Source organism: Streptomyces sp. NPDC029152 (assembly GCF_055564355.1).
This window is the reverse complement of sequence record NZ_JBVHWR010000018.1, coordinates 104,063-127,680: the sequence shown is the minus strand read 5'-3', so window position 1 is coordinate 127,680 and position 23,618 is coordinate 104,063. Positions and strand designations below refer to the sequence as shown.

The window sequence follows — 23,618 nt, the reverse complement described above, 5'->3', positions numbered from 1 at the left end:
ACCTGGACCTGCCGAACCGCACGGCGCCGTTCGACGCGTGGCTGGCCAAGTCCGACCGCATCGACTACTGACGGTTCACCGCCCACCGGCACCGGGCCGGCGGGGACGCCGGTGCCCCGGCGCGGACAGCGCCGGGGCACCGGCGTCCGTACGTACCGAGGCCCGCGCGGTGCGGGCGGGCCCGGCCCCCTCCCTCACCCCGCGCAAGAACCGCTCAAGTGCGGCCTGGCTGTCGAGGGAGCGACTGACCACCCCTCCGCTCCCCTCGGAGGGCCCTCATGTCCGGCAATCGCCACCGCCCTCCTCACCGCCCTCGCGAGCCCCGGCGCCGGGCGGGGCCGCGCCCGCCCCCGCCGGCCTCTCACGCGAGGATGATCACGTAGAGACATGTCCTGGTTTGCCGCGATGTGGTTGCGGCACTCGGTCACCGCGAAGGCCCTCCGGGACGACCTTCGTCATGAGACGCACCGGCCGGGCGCATCGGTGTCCGGCCCGGCAACCGGGCGAACCGAAGGCGATCGATGACGACGATCGGTGTGGAAGAGGAGTACCTGCTGCTCGATCCGGTCACGGGTCTGCCGGTACCCGCGGGGGACAAGGTGCGTGCCGCCGCCGGACCGGGGCACCTCGTGGCCGACCGGGAGGTGCAGTGCGAGCTGCTGCAGGCGCAGGTCGAGGTGGCCACGCCGGTGTGCTGCACGCTGGAGGAGGTCGGGGGGCACCTGCTGCGGCTGCGGCACGCCCTCGGGGCGGCCGCCGAGGCGCACGGCTGCCGGATCGCGGCCTGTGCGACGCCCCCGCTGCGCCACGGTCGTCCCGTCGCCGTCACCGACCGGGCCCGCTACCGGGCCATGCTCGCCCAGGCCCCCCAGCTCGTGGCGGAGCAACTGGTCAACGGCATGCACGTCCACGTCGGCGTCCCCAGCCGGGAGACCGGCGTGCAGGTCCTGAACCGGATCCGGGTGTGGCTGCCGGCCCTCACCGCCCTGTCCGCGAACTCTCCGCTGTGGGACGGCCACGACACCGGCTTCGCCAGCTGGCGCACCGTGATCTTCAGCCGCTGGCCGGTCAGCGGCATGCCCCCGCGCTTCGCCGACATCGCCGACCACGACCGGCGTGTGCAGCGGCTGCTGGACAGCGGTCTGATCTCGGACACCGGCCAGCTGTACTGGCAGGCCCGGCTCTCGGACCGGTACCCCACCATCGAGGTCCGGTGCCTGGACGTGCAGCTGCGCGCGGACGACGCGGTGATGCTCACGGGCCTGGTCCGGGCCCTCGTGGAGACCGCGCTGGCGGAGGTCGCCGCCGGCACTCCCGCGCTCGACTGCGACCAGGAACTGCTGCAGGCGAGCATGTGGCACGCCGCCCGCCACGGACTGAGCGGCACCCTGGTCGACCCGGGCGGCCGGCAGCGGCGGGCCGGCGAGATGCTGTACGAGCTGCTGCGCCACGTCGCCCCCGCGCTCGACGCCTCCGGCGACAGCCGGCAGGTGGCGGCCCTGGTCCACCGGCTCCTGCAGGGCGGCACCGGCGCGGACCGGCAACGCGCCGCCCTCGCCGAAGGCGGCCTGCCCGCGGTCACCGGCCTGATCCTCGCCCAGAGCACCGTGCCCTGACCCGCACCGCTGCGGCGGCCGACGACACCCGCGAGCCCCGCCCGGGCGTTTCGCTCCGATCATGCGCGGGGACCCGCCCCCGTGGCGGCGTGCGGAGCGGGACACCGCGTGCGCCTGCCCGTGCCGGGGGCCGGCCGGCTGAGCGGCGGCCGCTCGTGCCCCGCCGCGCACGCCCTTCCGGTCCGCCGCGGCAGCCCGTGCGGTCGCCCTGCGAGACGGCCGTCAGCCGCCGTGCCCGTGGTCTTCCGTCACCATGCGTCGCCGCTCGGCCTCTACCTCGCCCGGCGCCTGCCCGTCCCGGTCCTGCCGGCGCAGGCGGATCTCGACGTGGCCGTCGACGACCCGGGTGTCGAAGGCCGGCTGGGGTGCGGTGGCCGGGCCTTTGACGTTCCAGCCGTCCGAGAGCCGGAAGACGCTGCCGTGCCAGGGGCACTGGACGCATCCGTCGGCGACCGTGCCCTCGGAGAGCGGCCCGGCGAGGTGGCTGCACCGCTCGGCCAGGGCGTGGACCGCCCCTCCCGTCTCCCGGACGACCAGGACCGGGACGTCGTCCACGCTGCGCCGCACCGGCCGGTCGACCGGGAACTCCGCCACGGCTCCGATCCGGTGCCAGCCCTGGGTGACGACGTGCGGGACCTCTTCGGCGTGGTTGGCGCCGGATGCCTGACGGTAGGCGAGGTGGCCGCCCAGCATGCCACCGACCGCGACCGCCGTCAGCCCCAGGAAGCCGTAGGTCCGGCCGGCCGCGCCGCGTCCCCTGACGCGGCAGGTGAGCGAGGCGGCGTACAGACCGACGGCCGCCGAGTTCGCGAGGGCGTGCACCAGCCCGACCCGCTGCTGGCTGCGGTGCAGATCCGCCCAGTCGACCCAGCCCGCCAGCGCCGCGGGCACGGCGGAGGCCAGGCCGACGCCGACCAGCAGGCCCGCCCCGCGGGTGCGGCCGGGGTACAGGTCCAGCACCGCCGCCGACAGCCAGCTGCCGATCGGCACCTGCACCATCAGGGGATGCGCGGGGTGCCCCAGCCCCTTGCCGTGCAGGAGGTCCCGTCCGCCGCCGAGCGGCAGGGCCTGCACCCTCTTGCGGACCGCGTCGATCAGCGCGTCGGCTCTGGGCTCCCGCTCCAGGCGGTCCAGCAGCCACAGGACGCGGTTCTGCCTCATCCGGGGGTGGTGTGACGTAGTGCTCATGGTCGGCCGGGTCCCCCGACGGCGCGGACGGCAAACGGAGCAGGGCCGCCCGCGGCGGACCGCGGGCGGTCGGCCGGATCACGCGCGCGCCGCCGTCCGCGGCCGGCGCCGCGGATCCCCGGACGCTCGCCGGTCCCGCCACGGGCGACGTCGTCACCGGCCGGCTCGACCCCACCTCCGTGCCCGGCAATGTCCTGGCCGCCCTGGCCCGCCTCCCCGGCGCCGGCCCAGGACGCGGGTCAGTGGTTCTCGGCACCGGGCTCCAGGACGGAAAACGTCCCGTCCGGATCCGGCTTCTCGCCCCACGGTCCCGCACGGGGCCCAGAGCGCCGAGCGAGCGTCATGGCCGGCAGCCCCCTCCGCCTCGGGACGAAGCCGGCGGACCCGGTCGTTCGGGCTCCCGTCAGCGATCCTGGTCGCCCTTCGGCCCGACGTCCTCGATCCTGGCCGAAGTTCCGTCCGGGGCGAACGGGCGGGGGAAGGTGAAGGCGTGCGGCGCGGAGCCGTGGCCGTGGAGGTGCTCCAGCCGGGAAACCCCGTCCTGCCAGGTGGGCGTCACGCCGTCGGAGACCCACCAGAGCACGCGATTCGGGTGGTCTGTCCTCTCGAACCAGTCGTGACGCCTGTTCAGCGCCTCGCGGTGCAGACCGGTGTAGACGGCGTCGAAGGCGGAGCGCAGGTCGGTCCAGAGTGAGAGGGTCGCGGCCAGGGCGGTGGTCTGCGCCGTACGGCCCTTGCCGTACCAGGCCGGTACGGCGAACTCTCCCCACGCGCCCCAGTCCGCACCGAAGAGCACGCCCCGGTCGCCGCCCGCCGGTTCGGCACGCGCGAGGTAGCCGGGGTGCCGGCCGATCTCCCGGTAGGCGGCCTCACCGATGTCGTAGAACTCGCGCGTGAGGGGTGCGGGATCGGCGAGAGGCGACTTCAGGACGCCGAACGTGTACAGAGCGAGATGGGGCATGCGTCTCTCCCTGGTCGGGGGTGCGTGAGGTGGACCCGGTCCGGTGGCTCACCCACGGGGTGAGGTGCCGTGGGGCGTGACCGACTCGTCCCGTCGCGGTCGGCTCGGCCCGGAGAAAGCCCCGTGCGACCGTGGGCGACCGCCGCGGACCAGGTGAAGGTAGCTGCCTGCGCGGGCCGTGTCGAAGTTGCGTTCCCCCCCGTCCGGGTGCCCTCTCGCACGGGCCCTTGCGGGGCGACGCCGGCGGCCGCGTCCCGGCCACCGCCGACCCCCCTCGGTCGCGCCACCGTCCGCGCCTGCGACGAGGAGTTCCGCTGCGGTCCGCAAGGCCCGGGGCGGCCGCCGCACCCGCTGCGCCTCCCTCCGCGGCGGATGCGGTGCGGGCCGACCGGCTCGACGTCACCACGCCGGTCGGCCCGCGCCCCAGATCACCGGTGGAGCCGGAGCGGGCGAGGAACGGGAGCTTCGGCAGGGCTCCGTCCGGCGCCGGGCAGCAGCCCCCGCCGGTGCTCCAGCCGCTCTCACCGCGGCAGGCCGACAGGCGTGAGCGACCCCTCGACCCCACCGGCCGCGGGGATCCGCTCGGCTCCGGACGCCGAGGGCTACGCGGGATCCAGCACGGGCTTGGCGGGGAGCCCGCCGTTCCCCTCGCAGCGCAGTTCCTCGGCCATGGCCAGTGAGACGGAGTGGGCCACGGTCGCGTAGGCGTCCTTCAACGCCTCGACGTCTCCCTCGGGCTCCGTCGGCATGCCCCGGCGCTCCACGCCGATCACGATGTGGGCCAACGCCGACGGGAGGGGGAACCTGGCGCTCTGGCACGCGAAGAAGACGTACGCCTTGTCCGCCGCCGCCACGGCCTCCTCCCCCATCCTCAGCACGGTGAAATCCGGGGCCGGAGTGCCCCTCGGGGCGTCGTCAGCCAGGTCCCAGGTGATCCTGAGCTCGAAATCCGGCGTGCCGCGGGGCGTGAAGACACGGCAGACGTCCTGGGTCCCGGGGGAGGCCGGGTATGCCTCGGCGAGGACCGCCGCGGCCTGCTCGACGGTGTACTCCTCCGCCGACGCCTCGAACCGCGACGCCCCCGTGATCGTCTTCAGTGCCCTGGCCGCGTCGGCGGACACGGCGTCGCCACCGCAGAGCCGTGTCCCCGCAACGACCTCGTAGTCCTCCGGAACCCCGTCCTCGTCCCCTCCGCAACCGGTGGTCCCGAGAACCAACGAACCGGCCACGGCCGCGGAGAGGAGTCCCCCGCGCACCGACCTACGACTGATCACTGTCCACGTCCTCACCTGTCCTCGGCCGGTCTCCGGGTCGTCGCCCCGCTGGTTCTCCCGGTCGTCGCCGGCCCCGTGGCCGGTCAGCACCGATTCGTGCGGGTCCTGCCCGAACTCGCCGGTGGTGTCCACACCGTCGTGCCGCAAGAACTCCTCCCCCGGGCCTGTCCCTTGTATCACCACCCGACCCGGCGGCAGAGGGCCCGGGCGCATCCGGAGCGATTCACCGCGACCGTCTCGACCGGCCGTGCGCCCGGCCGGAGACGGACCGCGTGCGCACCGCGGAGTCGAACGGGCGTGGCTCCCGGGCTTCTCGCTCAGTCCGCCACGTCGACGGTCCCGTCCTGCGGCGGGCGGGGCAGGGGCAGCAGGATGCGGAAGGTGCAGCCCCGGCCGGGGGCGGTGTCGAGGGTGATGCGGCCGGCGTGGGCGGTGACGAGGGCGTGGGCGATGGCGAGGCCGAGGCCGGAACCGCCGGTGGCGCGGGTGCGGGAGTCGTCGGTGCGGTAGAAGCGGTCGAAGACGCGGGCCCGTTCGGAGGGGGTGAGGCCGGGTCCCCGGTCGGCGACCTCCAGGACGGCGTGGGGGCCGACGGTGCCGACGCCGATACGGATGGGAGTGCCGGGAGAGGTGTGGGTGACGGCGTTGCCGATGAGGTTGGTGACGACCTGGCGCAGCCTGGCCTCATCGGCATGGGTGGGAGCGGTGGCGGGTTTCCCGCCGCCGGGTCCGGTCAGCGTCACCGGGCGGGTGGCGTCCAGGGCGCGTACGTCGCGGAGGGCGTCGGCGGCCAGGGTGCGCAGGTCCATGGGGGCGAGGTCGAGGTCGAAGGCGGGTTCCCGGGCGGTGCGCGTGCCTCCGGTGTCCGCGCCCTGGGTGTCCTCGTCGAGGCGGGCGAGGAGGAACATCTCCTCCACCAGCCGGGTGAGGCGTTCGGACTCCTCCGCGATCCGGGTCATCGTCCGGTCGACGTCCTCGCGGGTGGGCATGGCGCCCATGCGGTACAGGTCGGCGTAGCCCTTGATGCCGACGAGCGGCGTGCGCAGTTCGTGGCTGGCGTCGGCGAAGAAGCGACGGGTTCTCGCCTCGGCCTCCGTGCGGGCCCGGAAGGCCGTGTCGATCCGTTCCAGCATCTGGTTGAGGCAGGTGGTCAGGCGTCCCACCTCGGTGTGCGGGTTGGCCGGTTCGGGGACGCGGTGGGAGTAGTCACCGGACGTGATGGCGGTCGCGGTCTCCTCGATCCTGGTCAGGGGGCGCAGCCCGGAACGTACCGCGAACCAGCCGGCGACCCCCAGGACGGCCAGCAGGACGACGCCCGCGGACAGGGAGAGGTTCCGGGCTTTCGTGATCGTGCGGTCGACCTCTTCCATCGAGGTGGCGACGACGGCGGCCCCCCCGGGGCGCGGTGCCGTCCGGAGGGAGCACCTGGGCGGGCCGGCTGAGGGCGATGACCCGCCAGCCGTGCTCGCCGTCGCGGGCGGGCACGGTGAAGGGCCGGCCCTCGTGGGCGAGGACGGCCTCGCGGTCGAGGCGGGGAAGGGCGGGACCGCCTCCCGGGGGCGCGGTGCCGGCGTCGAACGTCCTGCGGACGGCGCCGGTGTCGTCCACGTACGTCACGGTGGTGTCGCCGAGCACGCTGAGGGCGCGCACGCTCGGCGGGGTGCCGATGCCGGACGGGGGTGTCAGCCGGGCGGCGACCTGCCCCGTCAGGACGAGTCGGTCGTCGACCCGGCCCTGGAGGTAACCGTGCAGGGCGGTGGTGACGAGGAGACCGGTGCCCAGGAGGCCGACGGCGACCAGGGCCACGGAGAGGCACAGCAGGCGGGTGCGCAGCGACAGCCCTCCCAGCCACGTCGTGGGGGGAGCCGGGCGGGGGCGCTTCACGGCCGGGGCCCGCGGATGACGTAGCCGACGCCGCGGACGGTGTGGATGAGTTTGGGCCCGTCGGTGTCGACCTTGCGGCGCAGATAGCTGATGTAGGTGTCGACGATGCTCGGGTCACCGCCGAAGTCGTACTCCCACACCTTGTCCAGGATCTGGTTCTTGGTCATGGTCCGCCCGGCGTTGGCGACCAGGAAGTGCAGCAGCCGGAACTCGGTCGGGGACAGCCGCACGGTGCGGCCCGCCCGGGTGACGTGGTGGCTGTCGGGTTCGAGGTGCAGGTCGCCGACGGTGAAGCGGGCCGGTGACTCGCCCCGGGTGCGGCGCAGTACGGCCTGGATGCGGGCGATCAGTTCCTCGAGGTCGAAGGGTTTGGTGACGTAGTCGTCGCCGCCCAGGCGCAGTCCGTGCAGCCGGTCCTGGCGGTCCTCGCGCGCGGTGACGAAGAGGACCGGCACGTCGCCGCCCCTGCCGGGCAGCGGTGAGCGGGGCCGGGCGCGCAGGCGGCGGATCACCTCGAAGCCGTCCATGTCCGGGAGCATGACGTCGAGGAGGACGAGATCCGGAGTGTGCCGTGCGGCCAGGTCGAGGGCTTCCTGGCCGGTCGCGGCGGCGTCGACGTCGAAGCCGGCGTAGCGCAGGGCGGTGCGCAGCAGTTCCCGGACGGTGGGTTCGTCGTCGACGACGAGCAGGTGGTCCGCGCGGCCGGCGGGGCGTGCGGGGGGTGTCGGTGCCGCCATGGTCGTGGTTCGCCGCCTTCCCGGATGCCACGGTGTCGCTGTGCTCGCGGGCACTGCCCTGCGTCCTCTCAGGAGACCACACGGCTCTCGGGGGACCGAGTCGGACGTGAGGGCGCGGTGACGGGCCTGTCCGTCGGGTGTTCCCGGCGCCGGGCCCGTCGGCCGTGCAGACGGCTTCCGCCGTACGAGGCGAGGGCGACCGCGACGAACGCGGTGAGCGCGGACAGCCGGGGGCCGGTGTCGAGGCCGGCGACGAGACCGCCCATCTCGCTGCCCATGAGGCTGACGCCGATCCGCAGCGAGCCGCGCGCGAGGAAGGGGAGCGCGAACGTCGCGACGCCGACCGCGATGCCCATGCGCAGGGCTGTGTCGGTGTGGCGGTCCAGGAGGGAGTCGGCTTCCTCCCGCGGGGTGCGGGCCGGGGTGCGAGCGGCGGCGACGTATCCGGCGACCAGCGCCAGGAGCAGCGTCAGCAGCAGTCCGATCACCCACATCGGTACGCCGGCTCCCGCCCACTGCCCGAGGTCCACGGACCGTTCCGCGCCCGCCGTGCCGTCCCGCTCCCCCGCGCCGAACATCCCGCCGCCCTCCGGCTGCAGCCGCCGCGCCCCCGCCTCCCACGAGGTGCCCGCCCCGCTGGTGAGCAGTACGGCGATCAGGTTGGGGCCGGCGAGCAGCAACGCGCCCGCGGCGGTGGCCGCCTGCTCCCGGCCGGTCGGCGCGGCGGCCCCGGCGAGGACGCCGACGGCCAGGACGGCGCAGCACAGCACGGACGCGGTCCCCGTCAGGGTGGACAGGACGGCGTTCCACTTCAGCCTGGGCCGGGCCAGGGCGAGGGAGTGCGGCAGTGCCGTCCGGCGGGCGGCGAGGCAGCCCACCGCGAGGAGGGCGGTCACGCCCAGGAGGCCGAGGAAGACGGTGGCGACGACATCGGTCCGAAAACTCACCGAGGACAGCCCCGAGGCGAGACCACCGCCGCCCCCGCCTCCGAACCCCCCGGCCCGGCCCGGCCCGGCACGTTCGCCGATGCGGTCCTTCACGCTCTCCGGCAACCGGGCCGTGCCCCGCGCCAGGACGGCGCACACCGGCAGGGCCACCACCGTGGTCACCAGTGCGCCCCCGCACCGCGCCCACAGCATCGCCGGGGTGGGCCGTGCCCTCCGGCGCAGGGGCCGGAAGAACGCGGTCGCCAGGACGGCCGTCCCCAGGAAGGACAGTGTCAGGGGCGTCAGCGCCACCTCACCGGCCAGCCCGAGGCTCAGGCCGCCGCCCCCACCGAACAGCCCGCCGAGCCCTCCTCCGTCGGAGGGGGAAGAGGAGGACTCGGTGGCCGATTCCAGGCTGACGCGGCCGCCGGCGGCCAGGCTCACCAGCGTCGGCACCAGCCGCGAGACCGGTGCGACGGTGCCGGCGCCGAGGAGGGCCAGGGCCGCCCAGGCGGTGGCGGCCATGGTGACGAGGGCGGCCACGGCGGCGAGCGCGCCCTCGAGGGCGTGGCGCCACTCGGAAAGGGAGGGGCGGGGTGGGGATGCGGACATGGGCGGACTCCTCCGAACGGGGGGGGACGGGGTTCAGTTGCCGGAGACGTGGCTCGTGGCCGCACCGACGGGATCGGCACCGCCCGCCTCGGCCGTGTCGCCGTGCGAGGGCCCCTCCAGCCGCTCTCCCTCCACGTCCAGGTCGGGCACCAACCGGTCCAGCCACCCGGGCAGGCGCCAGGCGCTCCGGCCGAGCAGGGCCAACACCGCGGGGACGAGCGTCATCCGGACGACGAACGCGTCGAAGAGGACGGCGGCGGCGAGCCCGAAGCCGATCGTCTTGAGGATCTGCTCGTCGGAGCCCAGGAACGCGGCGAACACCGAGATCATGATCACCGCGGCGGCGGTCACCACCCGCGCGCTGTGCTCGAACCCGCTGATCACGGCGTCCTTCGGCGACCGCCCGTGGACGTACGCCTCGCGCATCCGGGTCACCAGGAACACCTCGTAGTCCATGGCGAGGCCGAAGACGACGCCGACCATGAAGATCGGCATGATCGACACGATCGGCCCCGGCTCCGTGACCCCGAGGACGGAACCGAGCCATCCCCACTGGAAGACCGCGACCACCGCGCCGAGCCCGGCCAGCACCGACAGCAGGAAGCCGAGCGCCGCCTTGAGCGGGACGAGCAGCGAGCGGAAGACGGCGATCAGCAGCACGAACGCCAGACCGACCACGAGGGCGAGGTACGGGACGAGCGCATCGGACAGCTTCTGCGAGACGTCCGCGTTCATCGCGGTCGTGCCGGTGACGAGCACCTGGGCGTCGCTGTCCTCGGCGAGCGCGGGCTCGCGCAGGGCGTGCACCAGGCCGGTGGTCTCCGTGCTGCTCGGGGAGGCGGCCGGTACGACGCTCAGTACGGCGGTGTCGCCGGACGCACTCAGCCGGGGCTGTCCGACGGCGGCCACGTCCTCGCGTCCGTCGATCCGCCGGGTGACGCGCCGCGCGGCCTGCTCGGCGCCGCCGTCGCCGTCGGCCTGGACCACGACGGTGAGCGGGCCGTTGTAGCCCGGGCCGAAGCCCTCGTCGATCATGTCGTAGGCCCGGCGCTGGGTCGTCGAGACGGGCTTGCTGTCGTCGCCGGGCAGACCCATCTCCAGGGACGCGACGGGAACCGCGACCACGCCGAGGAACGCGGCGCCGGCGAGGAGGACGGCGACCGGGCGGCGGACGACGAACCGGGCCCAGCGCATGCCCGCCCCCTGCCGTCCTGTTCCCTTCCGGCGTTGACGGGCCGGGCCGATCCGGCGACCGCAGAGACCGAGCAGGGCGGGGATCAGGGTGACGGCGATCAGGACCGCGACGACGACCGTGCCGGCCGCGGCGAGACCCATCTGCGTCAGCAGCGGGATCCCCACCACGGCGAGCCCCGCGAGGGCGATGACCACGGTGAGCCCGGCGAACACGACCGCCGATCCGGCGGTGCCCACCGCGTGCGCGGCGGCGTCCTCACGACTGCGGCCGCGTGCGAGTTCGGCACGGTGACGGGAGACCACGAACAGGGCGTAGTCGATGCCGACCGCCAGCCCGATCATCACGGCGAGGCCGGTCGTCGTGGAGCCGAGGCCCAGTGGTCCGGCCAGCGCCCGGATGGTCAGCGCACCGATGCCGACTCCGAGCACGGCGGTCAGCAGCGGCAGGCCCGCCGCGAGCAGCGAGCCGAAGGTGATGACGAGGACCACGGCGGCCACCGCCAGGCCCACGGCCTCCGAGGAGTGACCGGCGGCCTCGGCGTCGACGGCGTTGCCGCCCGTCTCGACGGCCAGTTCCGGCGAGGCTGCCCGCTCGACGGTCTCCCGCAGTGCGGAGTGCGAGTCCTCCGTCAGCTCCGAGGCGGGGACACCGTAGGAGACCTGCGCGTAGGCGGTGGTGCCGTCCTGGCTCACGGACCGGGTGGTGAACGGGTCGGTGACCCGGGTGACCTGCGGATCCGTGCCGAGGGCGCGGACCGTCTCCCCGATCGCCCCGCGCGCCTCGGGGTCGGTGACCTTGCCGTCCTCGGCACGGAACACCACCCGGGCGGTCGCTCCGTCGGCGTTCAGCTCCGGGAAGTCCTTCTCCAGCAGGTCGTACGCCTGCTGCGCCTCGGTGCCGGGCATGGAGAAGTCGTTGGGGGGCGCGGCGGGGGCCCGGCCGGCCAGCACCCCCATTCCCACGAGCAGTACCACCCACAGCAAAGCGACCAGCCGGCGCCTCCGGAAGGAGAACCGGCCCAGCCGGGACAGGAATGCCGCCACGGAAAGGGCTCCAAGTCAGGTCGGGGCTCACGGAACATCTGGGCCCCGACGCTGTCAGCCCTCTCTGACCGGACCCGGAGAGTTCCTGGGAGCTTTCTGGGAGTTCCGGCCGCCGCCGGCAGGAGCGGACGGGGTCGCCGGGGCCGTCGCGGCCCGATTCACAGGAAGCTCCCAAAGTCGCGGTCAGCCCAGGCCCGCCAGGTGCGTCCCGATCCGCAGGAACGCCTGGACGAGCGGGACGACCGGCACGGCGGGCGAGACGACCTGGGAGCCGAAGTGGACGACGACGAGGTCGAGACCGGGTGAGACGAAGAGCCGCTGGCCGTGGATACCGCTGGCCATGTAGGAGTCGTACGGGTCGTTCAGGATCCACCACAGGTCGTGGTACGACAGCGTGGCGGGCGAGGCCGGGGGTGCGGCGGGGAAGCGCACGCGGCGCGGGTAGCCGCCGGTGATGGACCTGACCACCTCCTCCGGTACGACCTGCCGGTCGCCGACCGCCCCGCCGCAGCGCAGCATCTCCCCCAGGCGGACCACATCGCGGGCCGTCGCGCTGAAGCCGCCGCAGGCCGCCTCGACACCGTCGCCGTCGCCGTCGCCGTCGAGGATGTAGTACGCGTCCTCCTCCGCGCCGGTCAGGGACCAGAGGAGTTCGCTCAGCAGGGCCGACGTGCTCAGTCCGGTGACGCGGCGCAGGACCTCGGCGAGGGCCTCGACGTTGCCGTTCTCGTAGCGGAACCCGGTGCCCGGCCGTCCGGTGGCGCGGGCGGTCAGGAGGTGTTCGCGGATGGTGGTGGGGCCGCTGTAGCCGAAGGGGCGCAACGGGGACGCGACGACGGCGTGGTAGCGCTGGGCCTCGCGAGCCTTGTCGTAGGGGCGGCCCGCGTAGCCGACCTGGGTGCCCATGTGCAGCAGGTCCTCGATCCGGGCCTCACCGAAGGCGGTTCCGGCGAGTTCCGGGACGTGCGCGGACGTCCGGGCCGAGCGGTCCAGGAGCCCGTCGTGCGCCGGCACCGCCGCCAGGAGGCCGACGTAGGACTTGGCCGCCGAGGCGTTGAAGTGCGGGGTGTGGGGTTCGGTGCCGTGCGGATACGCCTCGTGGACGACGGTGCCGCGGTGCAGCACGAGGAACGCGTCCGTGTGGGCCGCCGGAAACAGCCCCGGCAGGGTGAGCATGGTGCCGCCGAGGTCGAGGGCGCCCAGGTCGGCGGGCTGTCCGGACAGGGACCGGGAGGGGCCGGGCCCGCGCCACACGCGGCGGCTCGGGGCCGGTTCGCGGCCGGCGGAGACGAAGCGGCGGATCCAGTCGGGATCGGTGCAGCCGCGGGTCCACGGGAGGTCGCTCAGCCGGGCTTCCGTGTCGGTCATCTCGACTCCGCCAGGAAGAGCTCGTGAACGGTGACGACGTCAACGTACGACCTGTTCGTCATCCGGAGCAGAGGGCGCCCCGCCTTCTCCCGTCCGCGCTGCGGACGCGCCCGCCCCGCGTCCTCTCCCCCTCTCCCCGAGCCGCAGGAGCACCCATGGCCGAACCGTCCCCGTCCGCGCCGCCCCGGGAGACCTCCGCGGCGTCACCACGCCCCGAGGGGCCCGGCGGGCGGCACGCGTGACTGATCGCCGCGATGACCGTGACGTCCGCTCGACCGGCGTCCCGCAGGGGGCGGCGGCGCCGGCCATGACCGCACCGCCGTTCGTCGAGGCGCGGAGCGCCCACCTGGTGCTGCTCGCCGTGGCCTTCGGCGGCCACGCCATCGCCTTCCCCCTGCACCGCATGACCGCGTCGGCCGTCCTCCCGCCGCTCCGGCGGGGCGCGGTGTTCGGCATCGTCGCGGCGGCGGGCGCCGGGTACAGCCGGGCCTACCTGCTGTCCGGTGGCGTGATGCTGGTGTACGGGCTGATCGCGTCGCCGGCGATCCGGCCGGGAAGGGACGCGCGGCGGCTGGGACCGGACACGGGGCGGCCGCACCGGGGCCCGCGGGAGCCGGGTCCCGGCCCTCAGGCCGACGGTTCGAAACCGCTCGCCCAGTAACGTCCCCGCATCGCCAGGTCCAGCAGCATGCGCACGACCTCCTCCGCCGGCAGGGACGGGGCGTCCTGCTCCACCCACCACCGCAGCACGGCGACCTGCTCCCCCACCCACACCCGGGCCAGCAGCTCGGGGTCGATGCGCGGCTGGACGGCGTTGCGCTCCGCGCGGGCCCGGAACTCCTCGGCCGTGGCCCGCGCACAGGCGTCCACGAACATCTGCAGCGGCTTGCCGTCACCCTCCCCCCGCAGCACGATCCGGTACAGGTCGCGCTCCTCGCGCGCGTGCCGCAGCATCTCCAGCACCGGCTTGCCGGTGAAACCGACCGCGCTGTCGGCGACGGCCGGCGCCAGCCGTTCGCCGAGCGCTGCCAGCAGGTCGTCGGTCACCCGGGCGAACAGATGCTCCTTGTCCCGGAAGTGGGCGTAGAAGGTCGCCCGGGCGACGTCCGCCCGCTCGGTGATGTCCTCCACGGTCAGGGCGGTGAAGCCGCGCTCCAGGACCAGTTCGACCAGGGCCGCCCCCAGGGCGCGCCGCGACCGTCTCGTCCGTCTGTCCTCGGCCATCGGCCCCTCCTCGATCGACCCGCCCGTGCGCGCCCCAGTGTAGGAGAGACCTTGACACCTTCCCAGTTACTGAACAGCATGTACGAAATCGATCTACCTGTCTGGCCTCCTTCGGCCCACCCCTGCCCTGTCGTCAGCCCCCGAGATGAGGTCTTCGATGAACCTCGGTGTCTACCTGTCCCGCAGCGCCCGCCACTGGCCCGACGCCCCGGCGCTCGTGTGCGGGGACCGCTCCTGGACCTTCGCCGAACTGGACCGCGCGACCGACCGCCTGGCCTCCGCCCTGACCGCCCGCGGCCTGCGCCCCGGTGACGCCGTGGCCTCGCTCGCCTGGAACCGCGGCGAGCTGGTGGAGGTGGAGTTCGCCCTGTACAAGGCAGGGCTGACACGGGCCCCGATCAACGCGCGGCTCGGACGCGGCGAGATCGAGCACATCCTGCGCTACGCCCCCGTCCGCGCCCTGGTGTTCGACGCGGCCCACCGCGAGGACGCCCTCGCCGCGATCGCCTCCGCCGGCACCGACTGCCTGCCCGTCCCGCTGGACGCGCGACAGGAGGACGGCGTCGCGTACGACACCCTGCTGGCCGAGGGCGCGGAGGCCCCGTTCCGCGTCGAGGTCGACGAGTCGCAGCCCTGCGTCCTGAACTTCACCTCCGGCTCCACCGGCGCGCTGAAGGCGGCCGTGCAGACGGTCGGCAACCGCCTCGCCAACATGCGCAAGCTCCTGATGGCCGACGAGTCCCGCCCCCGCCCCGGCACCCGCTACCTCGCCGTCGGCCCCATCACCCACGCCACCGGGATGGGCCTGCTGGCCGGGGTGTTCGGCGGCTCCACGACGTACGTCCTGCCGGCCTGGAGCCCCGAGGGTTTCCTGGAGACGGTCGAGAAGGAGCGCATCACGGCCACCTTCCTGGTGCCCGCCATGGTGAACATGCTCCTCGCCCACCCCGGCGCCGAGCGCCACGACCTCTCGTCCCTGACGAGCGTCCGCGTCGGCGGCGCGCCCATCTCACCGCAACGGCTGCGCGACGCCGTGGAGTTCTTCGGCCCGGTCGTCGCCCAGGGCTACGGCCTCGGCGAGACCACCAGCGTGGTCGCGGCCCTGAGCAGCGAGGAGATCGCCCGCGCGGTGAAGGAGGACCCCGAGCTGCTCCAGTCGTGCGGACGGGCCGCGTACGACACGGAGATACGCGTCGTCGACGAGGCGGGCCGGGAGCTGGGGCCCCGCGAGGTCGGTGAGGTCGTCGTGCGCGGCCCCGACTGCGTGCGCGAGTACTGGAAGGAGCCCGGTCTGTCCGCGGAGACGTTCCGCGACGGCTGGGTGCACACCGGGGACCTCGCCTGGATGCGGGAGGACGGCTACCTGTTCCTCGTCGACCGCAAGAAGGACATGATCATCTCGGGCGGCTTCAACATCTACTGCACCGAGGTCGAGGCCGCTCTCTACGAGCACCCCGCCGTCCAGGAGGCGTGCGTCGTCGGCGTGCCCGACGAGCAGTGGGGCGAGGCGGTGAAGGCGGTCGTCGTACGGCACCCGGACGCGACCGTCACCGCCGAGGACCTGATCGCCTTCTGCGCCGACCGCCTCGACCGCTTCAAGAAGCCCCGCTCCGTCGACTTCGTGACCGGGCTGCCCCACAACCGCAACGGCAAGCTCGACCGCAAGGCCGTGCGCGAGCCGTTCTGGGCGCACACCGCCCGCCGCGTCAACTGACCTCTCGCCCCACGGAGTCACCGGTGACCTTCTCCCTGCGCCCCACCTACGCCGATCCGCGCACCGCCGAACTCGTCGACCGCCTGCGCGCCTACCTCGACGGCGAACTCGCCGACCACGAACGCGAACACGGCATCACCCCCGCCACCCGCCTCACCCGCGCCGACCTCGAACCGGTCTGGCGCCGCAGTCGCGAACTCGGCTTCTACGGCGTCCACCTGCCCGAGGAGTACGGCGGCCAGAACCTCACGTACTCCCAACTGGCCGCCCTGAAGGAGGAGGTCGGCGCGAGCGGCCGCGTCCTCGCGCACAGCGTGCTCGGCGACATGGGCGGCCCGCTGCGCGCCGGTGACATCCTCGGGCACGCCACCGAGCACCAGTTGGACACGTACCTCTTGCCGCTGGTCCGCGGCGAGCGGGCCTGCTGCTTCTCCCTCACCGAGACCGACGCGGGCTCCGACGTGCGCTCCATGCGCACGGTCGCCGTGCGTGACGGCGACGGCTACCGGCTGACCGGGCACAAGGTCTTCTCCTCCGCCGGACCCTTCGCCGACTTCGCGATCGTCGTGGCGCGCATGGCCGGCACCGGCGAACAGGAGGGCGACAAACCGCGGTTCTCCGCCTTCCTGGTGGACCTGGACAGCCCCGGTTGCCGAGTCGAGGACGGCGCGACGCCGATGTCCGGCGAGCACATCGAGAGCGACATCGTCCTGGACGACTGCCACGTCCCCGCCGCCAACCTCCTGGGCCAGGAGGGCGAGGGCATGCGCATCGCGCTCGGCCGGGTCACCACCAACCGCCTGCTGCACTGCCCGACCGTGCTGGGCGCCACCCGCCGCGCCGTCCAGCTGACCCTGGACCGCACCCGCGCCCGCCAGGTCGCCGGCCGGCCCCTGCTCATGCTCCAGGCCATCCAGCACAAGGTCGCCGACATGGCCACCGAACTCTACGCCGCACGCTCCATGACGTACGCCGCCCTGGCAGCCCTGGACGAGGGGCGCGAGGTCCACGCCGAGGCGTTCATGTGCAAGCTCTTCGTCGCCGAGTCCGCCTTCCGCATCCTCGACGAGGCCGTACAGATCCACGGGAAGGAGGGGCTGACCCAGGGCAACGAGATCGAGTACCTGTTCCGCAAGATCCGTATGTTCCGCATCCTCACCGGCACGTCCGAGATCCAGCGCAACGGCATCGCCAAGCTTCTGGCCTTCCACCACTGACGCCGACCGCCCGGAGCAGGCCACGCCCACCGGGCCCGCCGCGCTCCGCTCGGACCGTCGTGCCGGGGCGGAGGCGGTCGCGTACGCCGCAGTCGGTGACGAGGAGCGCTACGGCCTCCGTGCCCGTCCGGGCCGGGAGCCGGCCGAGTCGGCAGAGTGCGGTGGGCGTCGGTCGCCCCACTCCCGGGACGCCCTCTCCGCACCGAGCGGACTCGCCGCCCCGCCTCGCGGAGGCATACGCATCGATCCGCCGAGCGAACGGATCCCGGAGGAACGGGATCAGTCCGCCCGGCGGAACGCGTGGAGCCGGCGCCGCTTTCGGAACCTCGTCCCGTCCCCCACCGCACGACGTCGAGCGTCAGGAAACGGGGAACCAGGTCGAGAGGCGCTTGGCGATGACCGGTACGTCGACGTCGTCCTGTGCGACGTCCTCGACGAACGGGCCGGCGACGGAGACGGGCGGCGGGACGGTACCGGCGCTCACGCCGTTGAACCGCAGGAAGACGCGCATGGCGAGCCAGGCGGTGCGCTTATTGCCGTCGATCAGCGCGTGGTTGCGGGCGACGGAGTGCAGTAGTGCCGCAGCCTTCTCGTGCAGCGTGGGATACAACTCGGCCCCGAACACGTTGGTCCGGGGTCGCTCGATCGCCGACACGAGGAGGCCCATGTCGCGCACGCTGTGTTCGGTGCCGTTGACTGTGCGGGCGATGGCCAGGATCTCGTCGATCTGGAGGTAGCGCACGCCGGTCACTTCAGGTAGTCCAGGATCTCCGCATCGCTGTCCATCAGCTCGGCCAGGACGTCATCGACCTTCAGCTCGGCCCGGTCCTGTGCGTCACGGATGGCCTCGATGGCAAGTTCCTGCTTGCTTCGCCCCTCCCGACGAGCCCGCTCGGTGAGCTTCGCGTCAAGGTCGTCGGGGAGCCGGAGTGTCATCGCCATGCAGGCATGATACCGGGCTGGTATCAAAACGGCGGAGCAAGAGCAGCCACTCGGCCTTGCACCGCCGCCGGGGAGGCGAAGCGGGACTCACGTACCGGAAGTCCCTGCCCGTGTCGATGAAACCGGTCCGCCCGGCCCGGGCCGGAGAGGCCCGGCAGGTCGGGATTCCCGCTCCGAGCGTCGTGCGAGCGTCGGGAATCCCCGGACGAGGCCTTGCCGGCGCCCTCCGATGCAGCGCCCCCGTGAATGCTCAGGGCAGAAGGGTCGTGGGGGACGCCGTCCGCTCGGATCGCCGTACGGAGAGGAAAGGCCGAGCGCTTCCCCCTGACCACACAACCGCAGGTCAGGAACCCTTCGCGGCCGGTTCGAGAATCGCCACGCACTCCACGTGGTGCGTCATCGGGAACAGGTCGAACACCCGCAGCGTCCGCACCCGGTACCCCCCGTCCCGGAAGTACCCCAGGTCCCGGGCCAGGGCGGCCGGGTCGCAGGCCACGTACGCGATCCTCCGGGCGCCCAGCGACGACAGGTGCTCCACCGTCCTGCGTCCCGCGCCCGCGCGCGGCGGGTCCAGGACGATCAGGTCGACCTCGGTGATCCCGGTGCGCGGCAGGACCGCCTCGACCTTGCCCTGCTCGATCCGCACGCGGTCGAAGCCGGCGAGGTTGTGCCGGGCGTCCTCGACGGCGCGCTTGCCGGACTCGATGCCGAGGACCGCGCCCTCGTCGCCGAGGCGGTCGGCGAGGGCGCCCGCGAAGAGGCCGACGCCGCAGTACAGGTCGAGGGCCGTCTCGCCCTTGCGGGGCAGCAGGCCCTGCATGACCGCCGTGACCAGCGTGTCGGCGGCCTTCGTGTGGACCTGCCAGAAGCCGCCGCTGCCGACCCGGTAGGTCCGGCCGTCGGCGCGCTCGCGGACGAAGGGGCGGCCGTGGACGCGGTGGACGCCGCCGTCCTTCTCGCCGACCCGCATGACGGAGACCGGGCGGTCCAGTTCGACGATGGGCAGCCGTGCGCCCGGCTTCGGGGTCAGGATGACCTGCCGGTCCTGGGAGCCGCTGGCCGCGATCGCCTCGACGGTCTCCATGCCCGTCCAGTCGCGCCGCTCGATGCCCAGCTCGCTGACGCCCTCGGCGGCGATCAGGCAGTGGTCGATCGGCTGCACCTCGTGCGAGCGGTGCTTGCGCAGGCCCGCGCGGCCCTCGTCGTCCACGGCGTACTGCACGCGCGTGCGCCAGGACGGGACCTGCCCGGCGGGCACCTTGTCGCCCTCGGCCGGCATCACCGTGCCGTCCCAGCCGGCCTCCTCCGGGGTGAGGCCCGCCAGGCGCCTCAGCTGCTCGGCGACGACCTCGCCCTTCAGCCGGCGCTGGGCGCCCGGCTTGGCGTGCTGCCAGTCGCAGCCGCCGCAGCGGCCCGGGCCGGCGAAGGGGCAGGGCGCCTCGATGCGGTCCTTGGAGGCGTCCAGGATCTCGACGGCGTCGGCGCGCAGGAAACGCGCGCCCTCCTCGCCCTCCGTCACCCGGGCCACGACCCGCTCACCGGGCAGCGCGTGCCGGACGAACAGCACCTGGCCCTCGGACGTACGGGCGATGCAGTGGCCGCCGTGGGCGACGGGGCCGATCTCGACCTCGTACTCCTCTCCCACCAGGGACACCGCGGCCGGTTCCGCCTGCGACTTGTTCGGTTCTGCCTGCATGGCGGGGTGACTCCAGAGAACGGGACGAGGGACGGACGCCGCGAGAAGAACGGCGAAGGACAACAGCCGACCAGTCTACGTGGACGGCGAGGAGTCCTTCGACCGGTCGTGGTGCGCCGGACCGCGCCGGACCGCGCCGGGCGCGTTCCAGTCCTGCCGCCTGCGGGCCCGCCGCTTGGCCGCCTCGGAGGACTCCAGCTGGTACGGGACGGAGGTGACCATGACCCCGGGGGTGAACAGGAGCCGGCCCTTGAGGCGCAGCGCGCTCTGGTTGTGCAGCAGGTGCTCGTACCAGTGGCCGACCACGTACTCGGGGATGATCACGGAGACCGCGTCGCGCGGCGACTCCTTGCGCAGGCCCTTGACGTACTCGATGACCGGCCGGGTGATCTCGCGGTACGGCGAGTCCAGCACCTTCAGCGGTACGTCGATGCCGCGCCGCTCCCACTCCTCGCGCAGCGCCTTGGTCTCCGCCGGGTCGACGTTGACGCTCAGCGCCTCCAGGGAGTCCGAGCGCAGCAGCTTGGCGTAGGCGAGGGCGCGCAGGGTGGGGCGGTGGATCTTGGAGATCAGGACGACGGAGTGGACGCGGGAGGGCCGGACCAGGTCGTCGCTCGGGGGCTCCTCGGTCTCCGGGGCGGCGATCTCCTCGGCGACGCGGTCGTAGTGCTTGCGGATCGCCGTCATCGTCGCGAAGAAGATGCACATGCCGAGCAGGGCGACCCACGCGCCGTGCGTGAACTTCGTGGCGAGGACGACGACCAGCACCAGTCCGGTGAAGAAGGCGCCGAAGGTGTTGATCGCGCGCGAGCGGATCATGTGGCGCCGCTTGGCCTGTTCCCGTTCCGTGGCCAGGTGGCGGTTCCAGTGGCGGACCATGCCGATCTGGCTGAGCGTGAAGGACACGAACACGCCGACGATGTAGAGCTGGATCAGCCGGGTGGAGTCGGCGCCGTAGATGACGACGAGGAGCATGGCCGCGCCGGCCAGGAGCACGATGCCGTTGGAGAAGGCCAGCCGGTCGCCGCGGGTGTGGAGCTGGCGCGGCAGGTAGCGGTCCTGGGCGAGGATCGAGCCGAGCAGCGGGAAGCCGTTGTAGGCGGTGTTCGCGGCGAGGAAGAGGACCAGCGCGGTGGCGGCGGCCAGCACGACGAACAGGAAGCTGCCCTCGCCGAACACGGCCTCGGCGACCTGGGAGATCACCGGGTGCTGGACGTAGTCCGCGCCGACGGCGACGCCGTTGTGGAACAGGTCGGAGGCCGGGTTCTCCGCCATCCGGACGTGGGTCGTGGCGGCCAGCGCGATGATGCCGCAGAACATGGTGACGGCGAGCAGGCCCATCATCGAGAGCGTGGTGGCCGCGTTCTTCGACTTGGGCTTGCGGAAGGCCGGGACGCCGTTGGAGATGGCCTCGACGCCGGTGAGCGCGGCACAGCCGGAGGAGAAGGCCCGCAGGAGCAGGAAGACCAGCGCGAAGCCGGCCAGGCCCTGGTGCTCCGGTTTGATCTCGTAGTCCGCCGTGGGCGCCCGCATGCTGTCCCCGAGCACCAGCCCCCGGAACGCACCCCACGCGATCATGATGAAGACGCCGCCGACGAAGACGTACGTCGGGATCGCGAACAGCTTGCCCGACTCCTTGACCCCGCGCAGGTTCATCAGCGTCAGCAGCACGATCACGGCGACCGCGCAGAACACCTTGTGCTCGACGACGAACGGGATCGCGGAGCCGAGGTTCTCGATCCCGGAGGAGATCGACACGGCGACGGTCAGGACGTAGTCGACCAGCAGCGCGCTCGCCACCGTCAGGCCGGCCTTCGGCCCGAGGTTGGTGGTCGCCACCTCGTAGTCGCCGCCGCCGCTCGGGTAGGCGTGCACGTTCTGCCGGTAGGAGGCGACCACGGTGAACATCAGCACGACGACCGCGACGGCGATCCAGGGGCTGAAGTGGTACGCCGACACGCCCGCGATGGACAGGACCAGCAGCACCTCGCCGGGGGCGTAGGCCACGGAGGACAGCGGGTCGGAGGCGAAGACGGGAAGGGCGATGCGCTTCGGCAGGAGTGTTTCCCCCAGCCGGTCACTGCGCAGTGCGCGCCCGATGAGAATCCGCTTGGGCACGTCGGTCAGTTTGGACACAACAGAGGATCGTAAGCGCTCGAACGGGTGCCCGCCCACCCGCCACCCCCGGTCCGTCCGCCGTCTGCTCTACGGGTGAATTCGAGGGGTGCCGCGGCTGCGGATTCCGCAGGTTGCGGGACCGGCGTGCCTATATGACAAACACCGCGCGATTCCCGGCCGTTGTCCTCCCTGGAGGTTCCATGCATCTGACCGCAGAGCTCGTCGGCGCCGCCGTCGCGCTCGTCGGCCTCGGAATCCTGACCCTCGCCAGCATCCGCAGCATCGGCCGCCGGGGGTCGTCCGCCGGGGGATGACGCGGCTCGTGCGCCCTTCGCGGGCTTGCCGATACGTTGGGCGGGGGCGGGGGCCACGGCTCCGCGGGCCCCTAGGGGCGTCACCGTCGGCGGCCACCGGCATGATGTTCCCCTGCGGCCCGCACACTGGCCGCGACATGTCGCCAGGCGAGCCGAAAGAGAGACATGAGCACGACATCCACTAAGGTGGCAGTGCCCGCAGGAAGCGCGGTGTGACGCCATGCATATTGTCATCATGGGCTGCGGGCGCGTGGGTTCCGCTCTCGCCCAGACCCTGGAGCAGCAGGGGCACACGGTCGCCGTGATCGACCAGGACCCCACCGCCTTCCGCCGTCTGGGCTCCTCGTTCGGCGGCCGCAGGGTCACCGGCGTCGGCTTCGACCAGGACACCCTGCGCGAGGCGGGCATCGAGGAGGCCGGCGCCTTCGCCGCCGTCTCCAGCGGTGACAACTCGAACATCATCGCCGCCCGCGTGGCCCGCGAGATGTTCGGCGTGGAGAACGTCGCCGCCCGCATCTACGACCCCCGCCGCGCCGAGGTCTACCAGCGCCTCGGCATCCCCACCGTCGCCACCGTCCGCTGGACGGCCGACCAGATGCTGCGCCGGCTGCTCCCCTCGGGCGCCGAGCCGCTGTGGCGCGACCCCACCGGGGGCGTCCAGCTCGCCGAGGTGCACACCTCCGCGTCCTGGGTCGGTCACAAGATCAGCCGGCTCCAGGAGGAGACCGGTGTGCGGGTGGCGTTCGTCACCCGGCTCGGGGAGGCGATCCTGCCCTCCTCGCAGACCGTGCTGCAGGAGGGCGACCTGGTGCACGTGATGATGCGCACCGACGAGGTCGACAAGGTCGAAGCGGCGTTCGCCGGAGGTCCCGAAGAGGAGGGCGGTCACTGATGAGGGTCGCCATTGCCGGAGCCGGCGCGGTCGGCCGTTCGATCGCGGGCGAGCTGCTGGAGAACGGTCACGAGATCCTGCTCATCGACAAGGCGCCGACCGCGATCTCGGTCGAGCGCGTGCCGATGGCGGAGTGGCTGCTCGCCGACGCGTGCGAGATCACGTCCCTGGACGAGGCGGCGCTCCAGCGCTGCAACGTCGTCATCGCCGCGACCGGCGACGACAAGGTCAACCTGGTCGTCTCCCTGCTGGCCAAGACGGAGTACGGCGTGCCGCGCGTCGTGGCCCGGGTGAACAACCCGAAGAACGAGTGGCTCTTCAACGAGTCCTGGGGCGTGGACGTCGCCGTCTCCACCCCGCGTCTGATGTCGGCCCTGGTCGAGGAGGCGGTGAGCGTCGGCGACCTGGTCCGGCTGCTGCGCTTCAGCCACGGCGACGCCAACCTCGTGGAGCTGACGCTGCCGGAGGAGTCCGCCCTGGCCGGCACCCAGGTCGGGGACGTCCAGTGGCCCGAGGACACCTCGCTGGTCACGATCATCCGCGGCACCCGGGTGCTGACGCCGTCCCAGGAGGACTCGCTGGAAGCGGGTGACGAACTGTTGTTCGTGGCGGCGCAGGCCCGCGAGGAGCAGCTGGAGGACCTGCTGTCGGCGCGGCGGAGCGACGCCCGGAGCTGACGGCTGTGACGCGGTACGAC

At 73.2% G+C, this 23,618-nt stretch carries 19 protein-coding genes; 6 read left to right on the top strand and 13 right to left on the bottom strand.

The features are described from left to right. Positions 1-521 precede the first annotated feature (521 nt). Positions 522-1,616 (top strand): carboxylate-amine ligase, encoded by a 1,095-nt coding sequence (locus ACZ4V6_RS30040; protein WP_467833554.1) that lies wholly within the window; start codon positions 522-524, stop codon positions 1,614-1,616. Between the two features lie 222 nt (positions 1,617-1,838). Here the strand turns inward: ACZ4V6_RS30040 and ACZ4V6_RS30035 are convergent, their stop codons facing one another. The 8 genes from ACZ4V6_RS30035 to ACZ4V6_RS30000 form a co-directional block, all read right to left on the bottom strand. After that, a complete protein-coding gene (locus ACZ4V6_RS30035; RefSeq protein WP_467833557.1) occupies positions 1,839-2,777 on the bottom strand; it encodes a Rieske (2Fe-2S) protein in 939 nt (312 codons plus the stop codon). Between the two features lie 430 nt (positions 2,778-3,207). Then, positions 3,208-3,765 (bottom strand): DUF3291 domain-containing protein, encoded by a 558-nt coding sequence (locus ACZ4V6_RS30030; protein ID WP_467833553.1) that lies wholly within the window; start codon positions 3,763-3,765, stop codon positions 3,208-3,210. Positions 3,766-4,367: 602 nt separating this feature from the next. Continuing rightward, complete coding sequence (locus ACZ4V6_RS30025; protein WP_467833552.1) at positions 4,368-5,186, bottom strand: hypothetical protein; 819 nt, start codon at positions 5,184-5,186, stop codon at positions 4,368-4,370. Positions 5,187-5,356: 170 nt separating this feature from the next. After that, a complete protein-coding gene (locus tag ACZ4V6_RS30020) occupies positions 5,357-6,409 on the bottom strand; it encodes a HAMP domain-containing sensor histidine kinase (protein ID WP_467833551.1) in 1,053 nt (350 codons plus the stop codon). Positions 6,410-6,919: 510 nt separating this feature from the next. Beyond that, entirely contained in the window at positions 6,920-7,660 is a 741-nt protein-coding gene (locus ACZ4V6_RS30015; RefSeq protein WP_467833549.1) for a response regulator transcription factor, read from the bottom strand. Positions 7,661-7,728: 68 nt separating this feature from the next. After that, entirely contained in the window at positions 7,729-9,198 is a 1,470-nt protein-coding gene (locus ACZ4V6_RS30010) for a streptophobe family protein (RefSeq protein ID WP_467833547.1), read from the bottom strand. Positions 9,199-9,231: 33 nt separating this feature from the next. Further along, complete coding sequence (locus ACZ4V6_RS30005; protein WP_467833546.1) at positions 9,232-11,436, bottom strand: MMPL family transporter; 2,205 nt, start codon at positions 11,434-11,436, stop codon at positions 9,232-9,234. Positions 11,437-11,619: 183 nt separating this feature from the next. Then, the gene (locus ACZ4V6_RS30000) at positions 11,620-12,804 is read right to left on the bottom strand and encodes a serine hydrolase domain-containing protein (protein ID WP_467833544.1); all 1,185 of its coding nucleotides are present in this window, start codon (positions 12,802-12,804) and stop codon (positions 11,620-11,622) included. A gap of 307 nt (positions 12,805-13,111) precedes the next feature. On the opposite strand from ACZ4V6_RS30000, the gene ACZ4V6_RS29995 reads away from it, so the two are divergent. Then, positions 13,112-13,465, top strand: coding sequence for a hypothetical protein (locus ACZ4V6_RS29995; protein ID WP_467833543.1), 354 nt, complete (start codon positions 13,112-13,114; stop codon positions 13,463-13,465). Here the strand turns inward: ACZ4V6_RS29995 and ACZ4V6_RS29990 are convergent. Then, positions 13,432-14,028, bottom strand: coding sequence for a TetR/AcrR family transcriptional regulator (locus tag ACZ4V6_RS29990; protein WP_467833541.1), 597 nt, complete (start codon positions 14,026-14,028; stop codon positions 13,432-13,434). The two genes, ACZ4V6_RS29995 and ACZ4V6_RS29990, sit on opposite strands and share 34 nt — an antisense overlap. 157 nt (positions 14,029-14,185) lie before the next feature. On the opposite strand from ACZ4V6_RS29990, the gene ACZ4V6_RS29985 reads away from it, so the two are divergent. Then, positions 14,186-15,742, top strand: coding sequence for a class I adenylate-forming enzyme family protein (locus ACZ4V6_RS29985; RefSeq protein ID WP_467833539.1), 1,557 nt, complete (start codon positions 14,186-14,188; stop codon positions 15,740-15,742). Positions 15,743-15,765: 23 nt separating this feature from the next. Then, positions 15,766-16,959, top strand: a complete 1,194-nt coding sequence (locus ACZ4V6_RS29980) for an acyl-CoA dehydrogenase family protein (protein ID WP_467833538.1) — start codon at positions 15,766-15,768, stop codon at positions 16,957-16,959. A gap of 358 nt (positions 16,960-17,317) precedes the next feature. On the opposite strand, the gene ACZ4V6_RS29975 is transcribed toward ACZ4V6_RS29980, so the two are convergent. The 4 genes from ACZ4V6_RS29975 to ACZ4V6_RS29960 form a co-directional block, all read right to left on the bottom strand. Beyond that, positions 17,318-17,710, bottom strand: coding sequence for a type II toxin-antitoxin system death-on-curing family toxin (locus ACZ4V6_RS29975; RefSeq protein WP_467833536.1), 393 nt, complete (start codon positions 17,708-17,710; stop codon positions 17,318-17,320). Next, positions 17,707-17,901, bottom strand: a complete 195-nt coding sequence (locus ACZ4V6_RS29970; protein WP_007445201.1) for a ribbon-helix-helix protein, CopG family — start codon at positions 17,899-17,901, stop codon at positions 17,707-17,709. Before ACZ4V6_RS29970 ends, ACZ4V6_RS29975 begins: the two co-directional genes overlap by 4 nt. 343 nt (positions 17,902-18,244) lie before the next feature. Next, complete coding sequence (locus ACZ4V6_RS29965) at positions 18,245-19,597, bottom strand: class I SAM-dependent RNA methyltransferase (protein ID WP_467833535.1); 1,353 nt, start codon at positions 19,595-19,597, stop codon at positions 18,245-18,247. Between the two features lie 75 nt (positions 19,598-19,672). Continuing rightward, positions 19,673-21,733: an APC family permease gene (locus ACZ4V6_RS29960; RefSeq protein ID WP_467833533.1), complete on the bottom strand. Its 2,061-nt coding sequence runs from the start codon at positions 21,731-21,733 to the stop codon at positions 19,673-19,675. A gap of 516 nt (positions 21,734-22,249) precedes the next feature. Between ACZ4V6_RS29960 and ACZ4V6_RS29955 the strand changes: the two genes are divergently transcribed. Together ACZ4V6_RS29955 and ACZ4V6_RS29950 are read left to right on the top strand one after the other, a co-directional pair. Next, a complete protein-coding gene (locus ACZ4V6_RS29955; protein ID WP_467833532.1) occupies positions 22,250-22,921 on the top strand; it encodes a potassium channel family protein in 672 nt (223 codons plus the stop codon). After that, positions 22,921-23,598 (top strand): potassium channel family protein, encoded by a 678-nt coding sequence (locus ACZ4V6_RS29950; protein ID WP_467833530.1) that lies wholly within the window; start codon positions 22,921-22,923, stop codon positions 23,596-23,598. Before ACZ4V6_RS29955 ends, ACZ4V6_RS29950 begins: the two co-directional genes overlap by 1 nt. Positions 23,599-23,618 lie beyond the last annotated feature (20 nt).

What these genes read in the sequence shown, in the direction of transcription:
- ACZ4V6_RS30040 (WP_467833554.1), top strand. Translation starts at nt 522, where the DNA reads ATGACGACGATCGGTGTGGAAGAGGAGTACCTGCTGCTCGATCCGGTC.
- ACZ4V6_RS30035 (WP_467833557.1), bottom strand. Translation starts at nt 2,777, where the DNA reads ATGAGGCAGAACCGCGTCCTGTGGCTGCTGGACCGCCTGGAGCGGGAG.
- ACZ4V6_RS30030 (WP_467833553.1), bottom strand. Translation starts at nt 3,765, where the DNA reads ATGCCCCATCTCGCTCTGTACACGTTCGGCGTCCTGAAGTCGCCTCTC.
- ACZ4V6_RS30020 (WP_467833551.1), bottom strand. Translation starts at nt 6,409, where the DNA reads ATGGAAGAGGTCGACCGCACGATCACGAAAGCCCGGAACCTCTCCCTG.
- ACZ4V6_RS30015 (WP_467833549.1), bottom strand. Translation starts at nt 7,660, where the DNA reads ATGGCGGCACCGACACCCCCCGCACGCCCCGCCGGCCGCGCGGACCAC.
- ACZ4V6_RS30010 (WP_467833547.1), bottom strand. Translation starts at nt 9,198, where the DNA reads ATGTCCGCATCCCCACCCCGCCCCTCCCTTTCCGAGTGGCGCCACGCC.
- ACZ4V6_RS30000 (WP_467833544.1), bottom strand. Translation starts at nt 12,804, where the DNA reads ATGACCGACACGGAAGCCCGGCTGAGCGACCTCCCGTGGACCCGCGGC.
- ACZ4V6_RS29995 (WP_467833543.1), top strand. Translation starts at nt 13,112, where the DNA reads ATGACCGCACCGCCGTTCGTCGAGGCGCGGAGCGCCCACCTGGTGCTG.
- ACZ4V6_RS29990 (WP_467833541.1), bottom strand. Translation starts at nt 14,028, where the DNA reads ATGGCCGAGGACAGACGGACGAGACGGTCGCGGCGCGCCCTGGGGGCG.
- ACZ4V6_RS29985 (WP_467833539.1), top strand. Translation starts at nt 14,186, where the DNA reads ATGAACCTCGGTGTCTACCTGTCCCGCAGCGCCCGCCACTGGCCCGAC.
- ACZ4V6_RS29970 (WP_007445201.1), bottom strand. Translation starts at nt 17,901, where the DNA reads ATGGCGATGACACTCCGGCTCCCCGACGACCTTGACGCGAAGCTCACC.
- ACZ4V6_RS29965 (WP_467833535.1), bottom strand. Translation starts at nt 19,597, where the DNA reads ATGCAGGCAGAACCGAACAAGTCGCAGGCGGAACCGGCCGCGGTGTCC.
- ACZ4V6_RS29955 (WP_467833532.1), top strand. Translation starts at nt 22,250, where the DNA reads ATGCATATTGTCATCATGGGCTGCGGGCGCGTGGGTTCCGCTCTCGCC.
- ACZ4V6_RS29950 (WP_467833530.1), top strand. Translation starts at nt 22,921, where the DNA reads ATGAGGGTCGCCATTGCCGGAGCCGGCGCGGTCGGCCGTTCGATCGCG.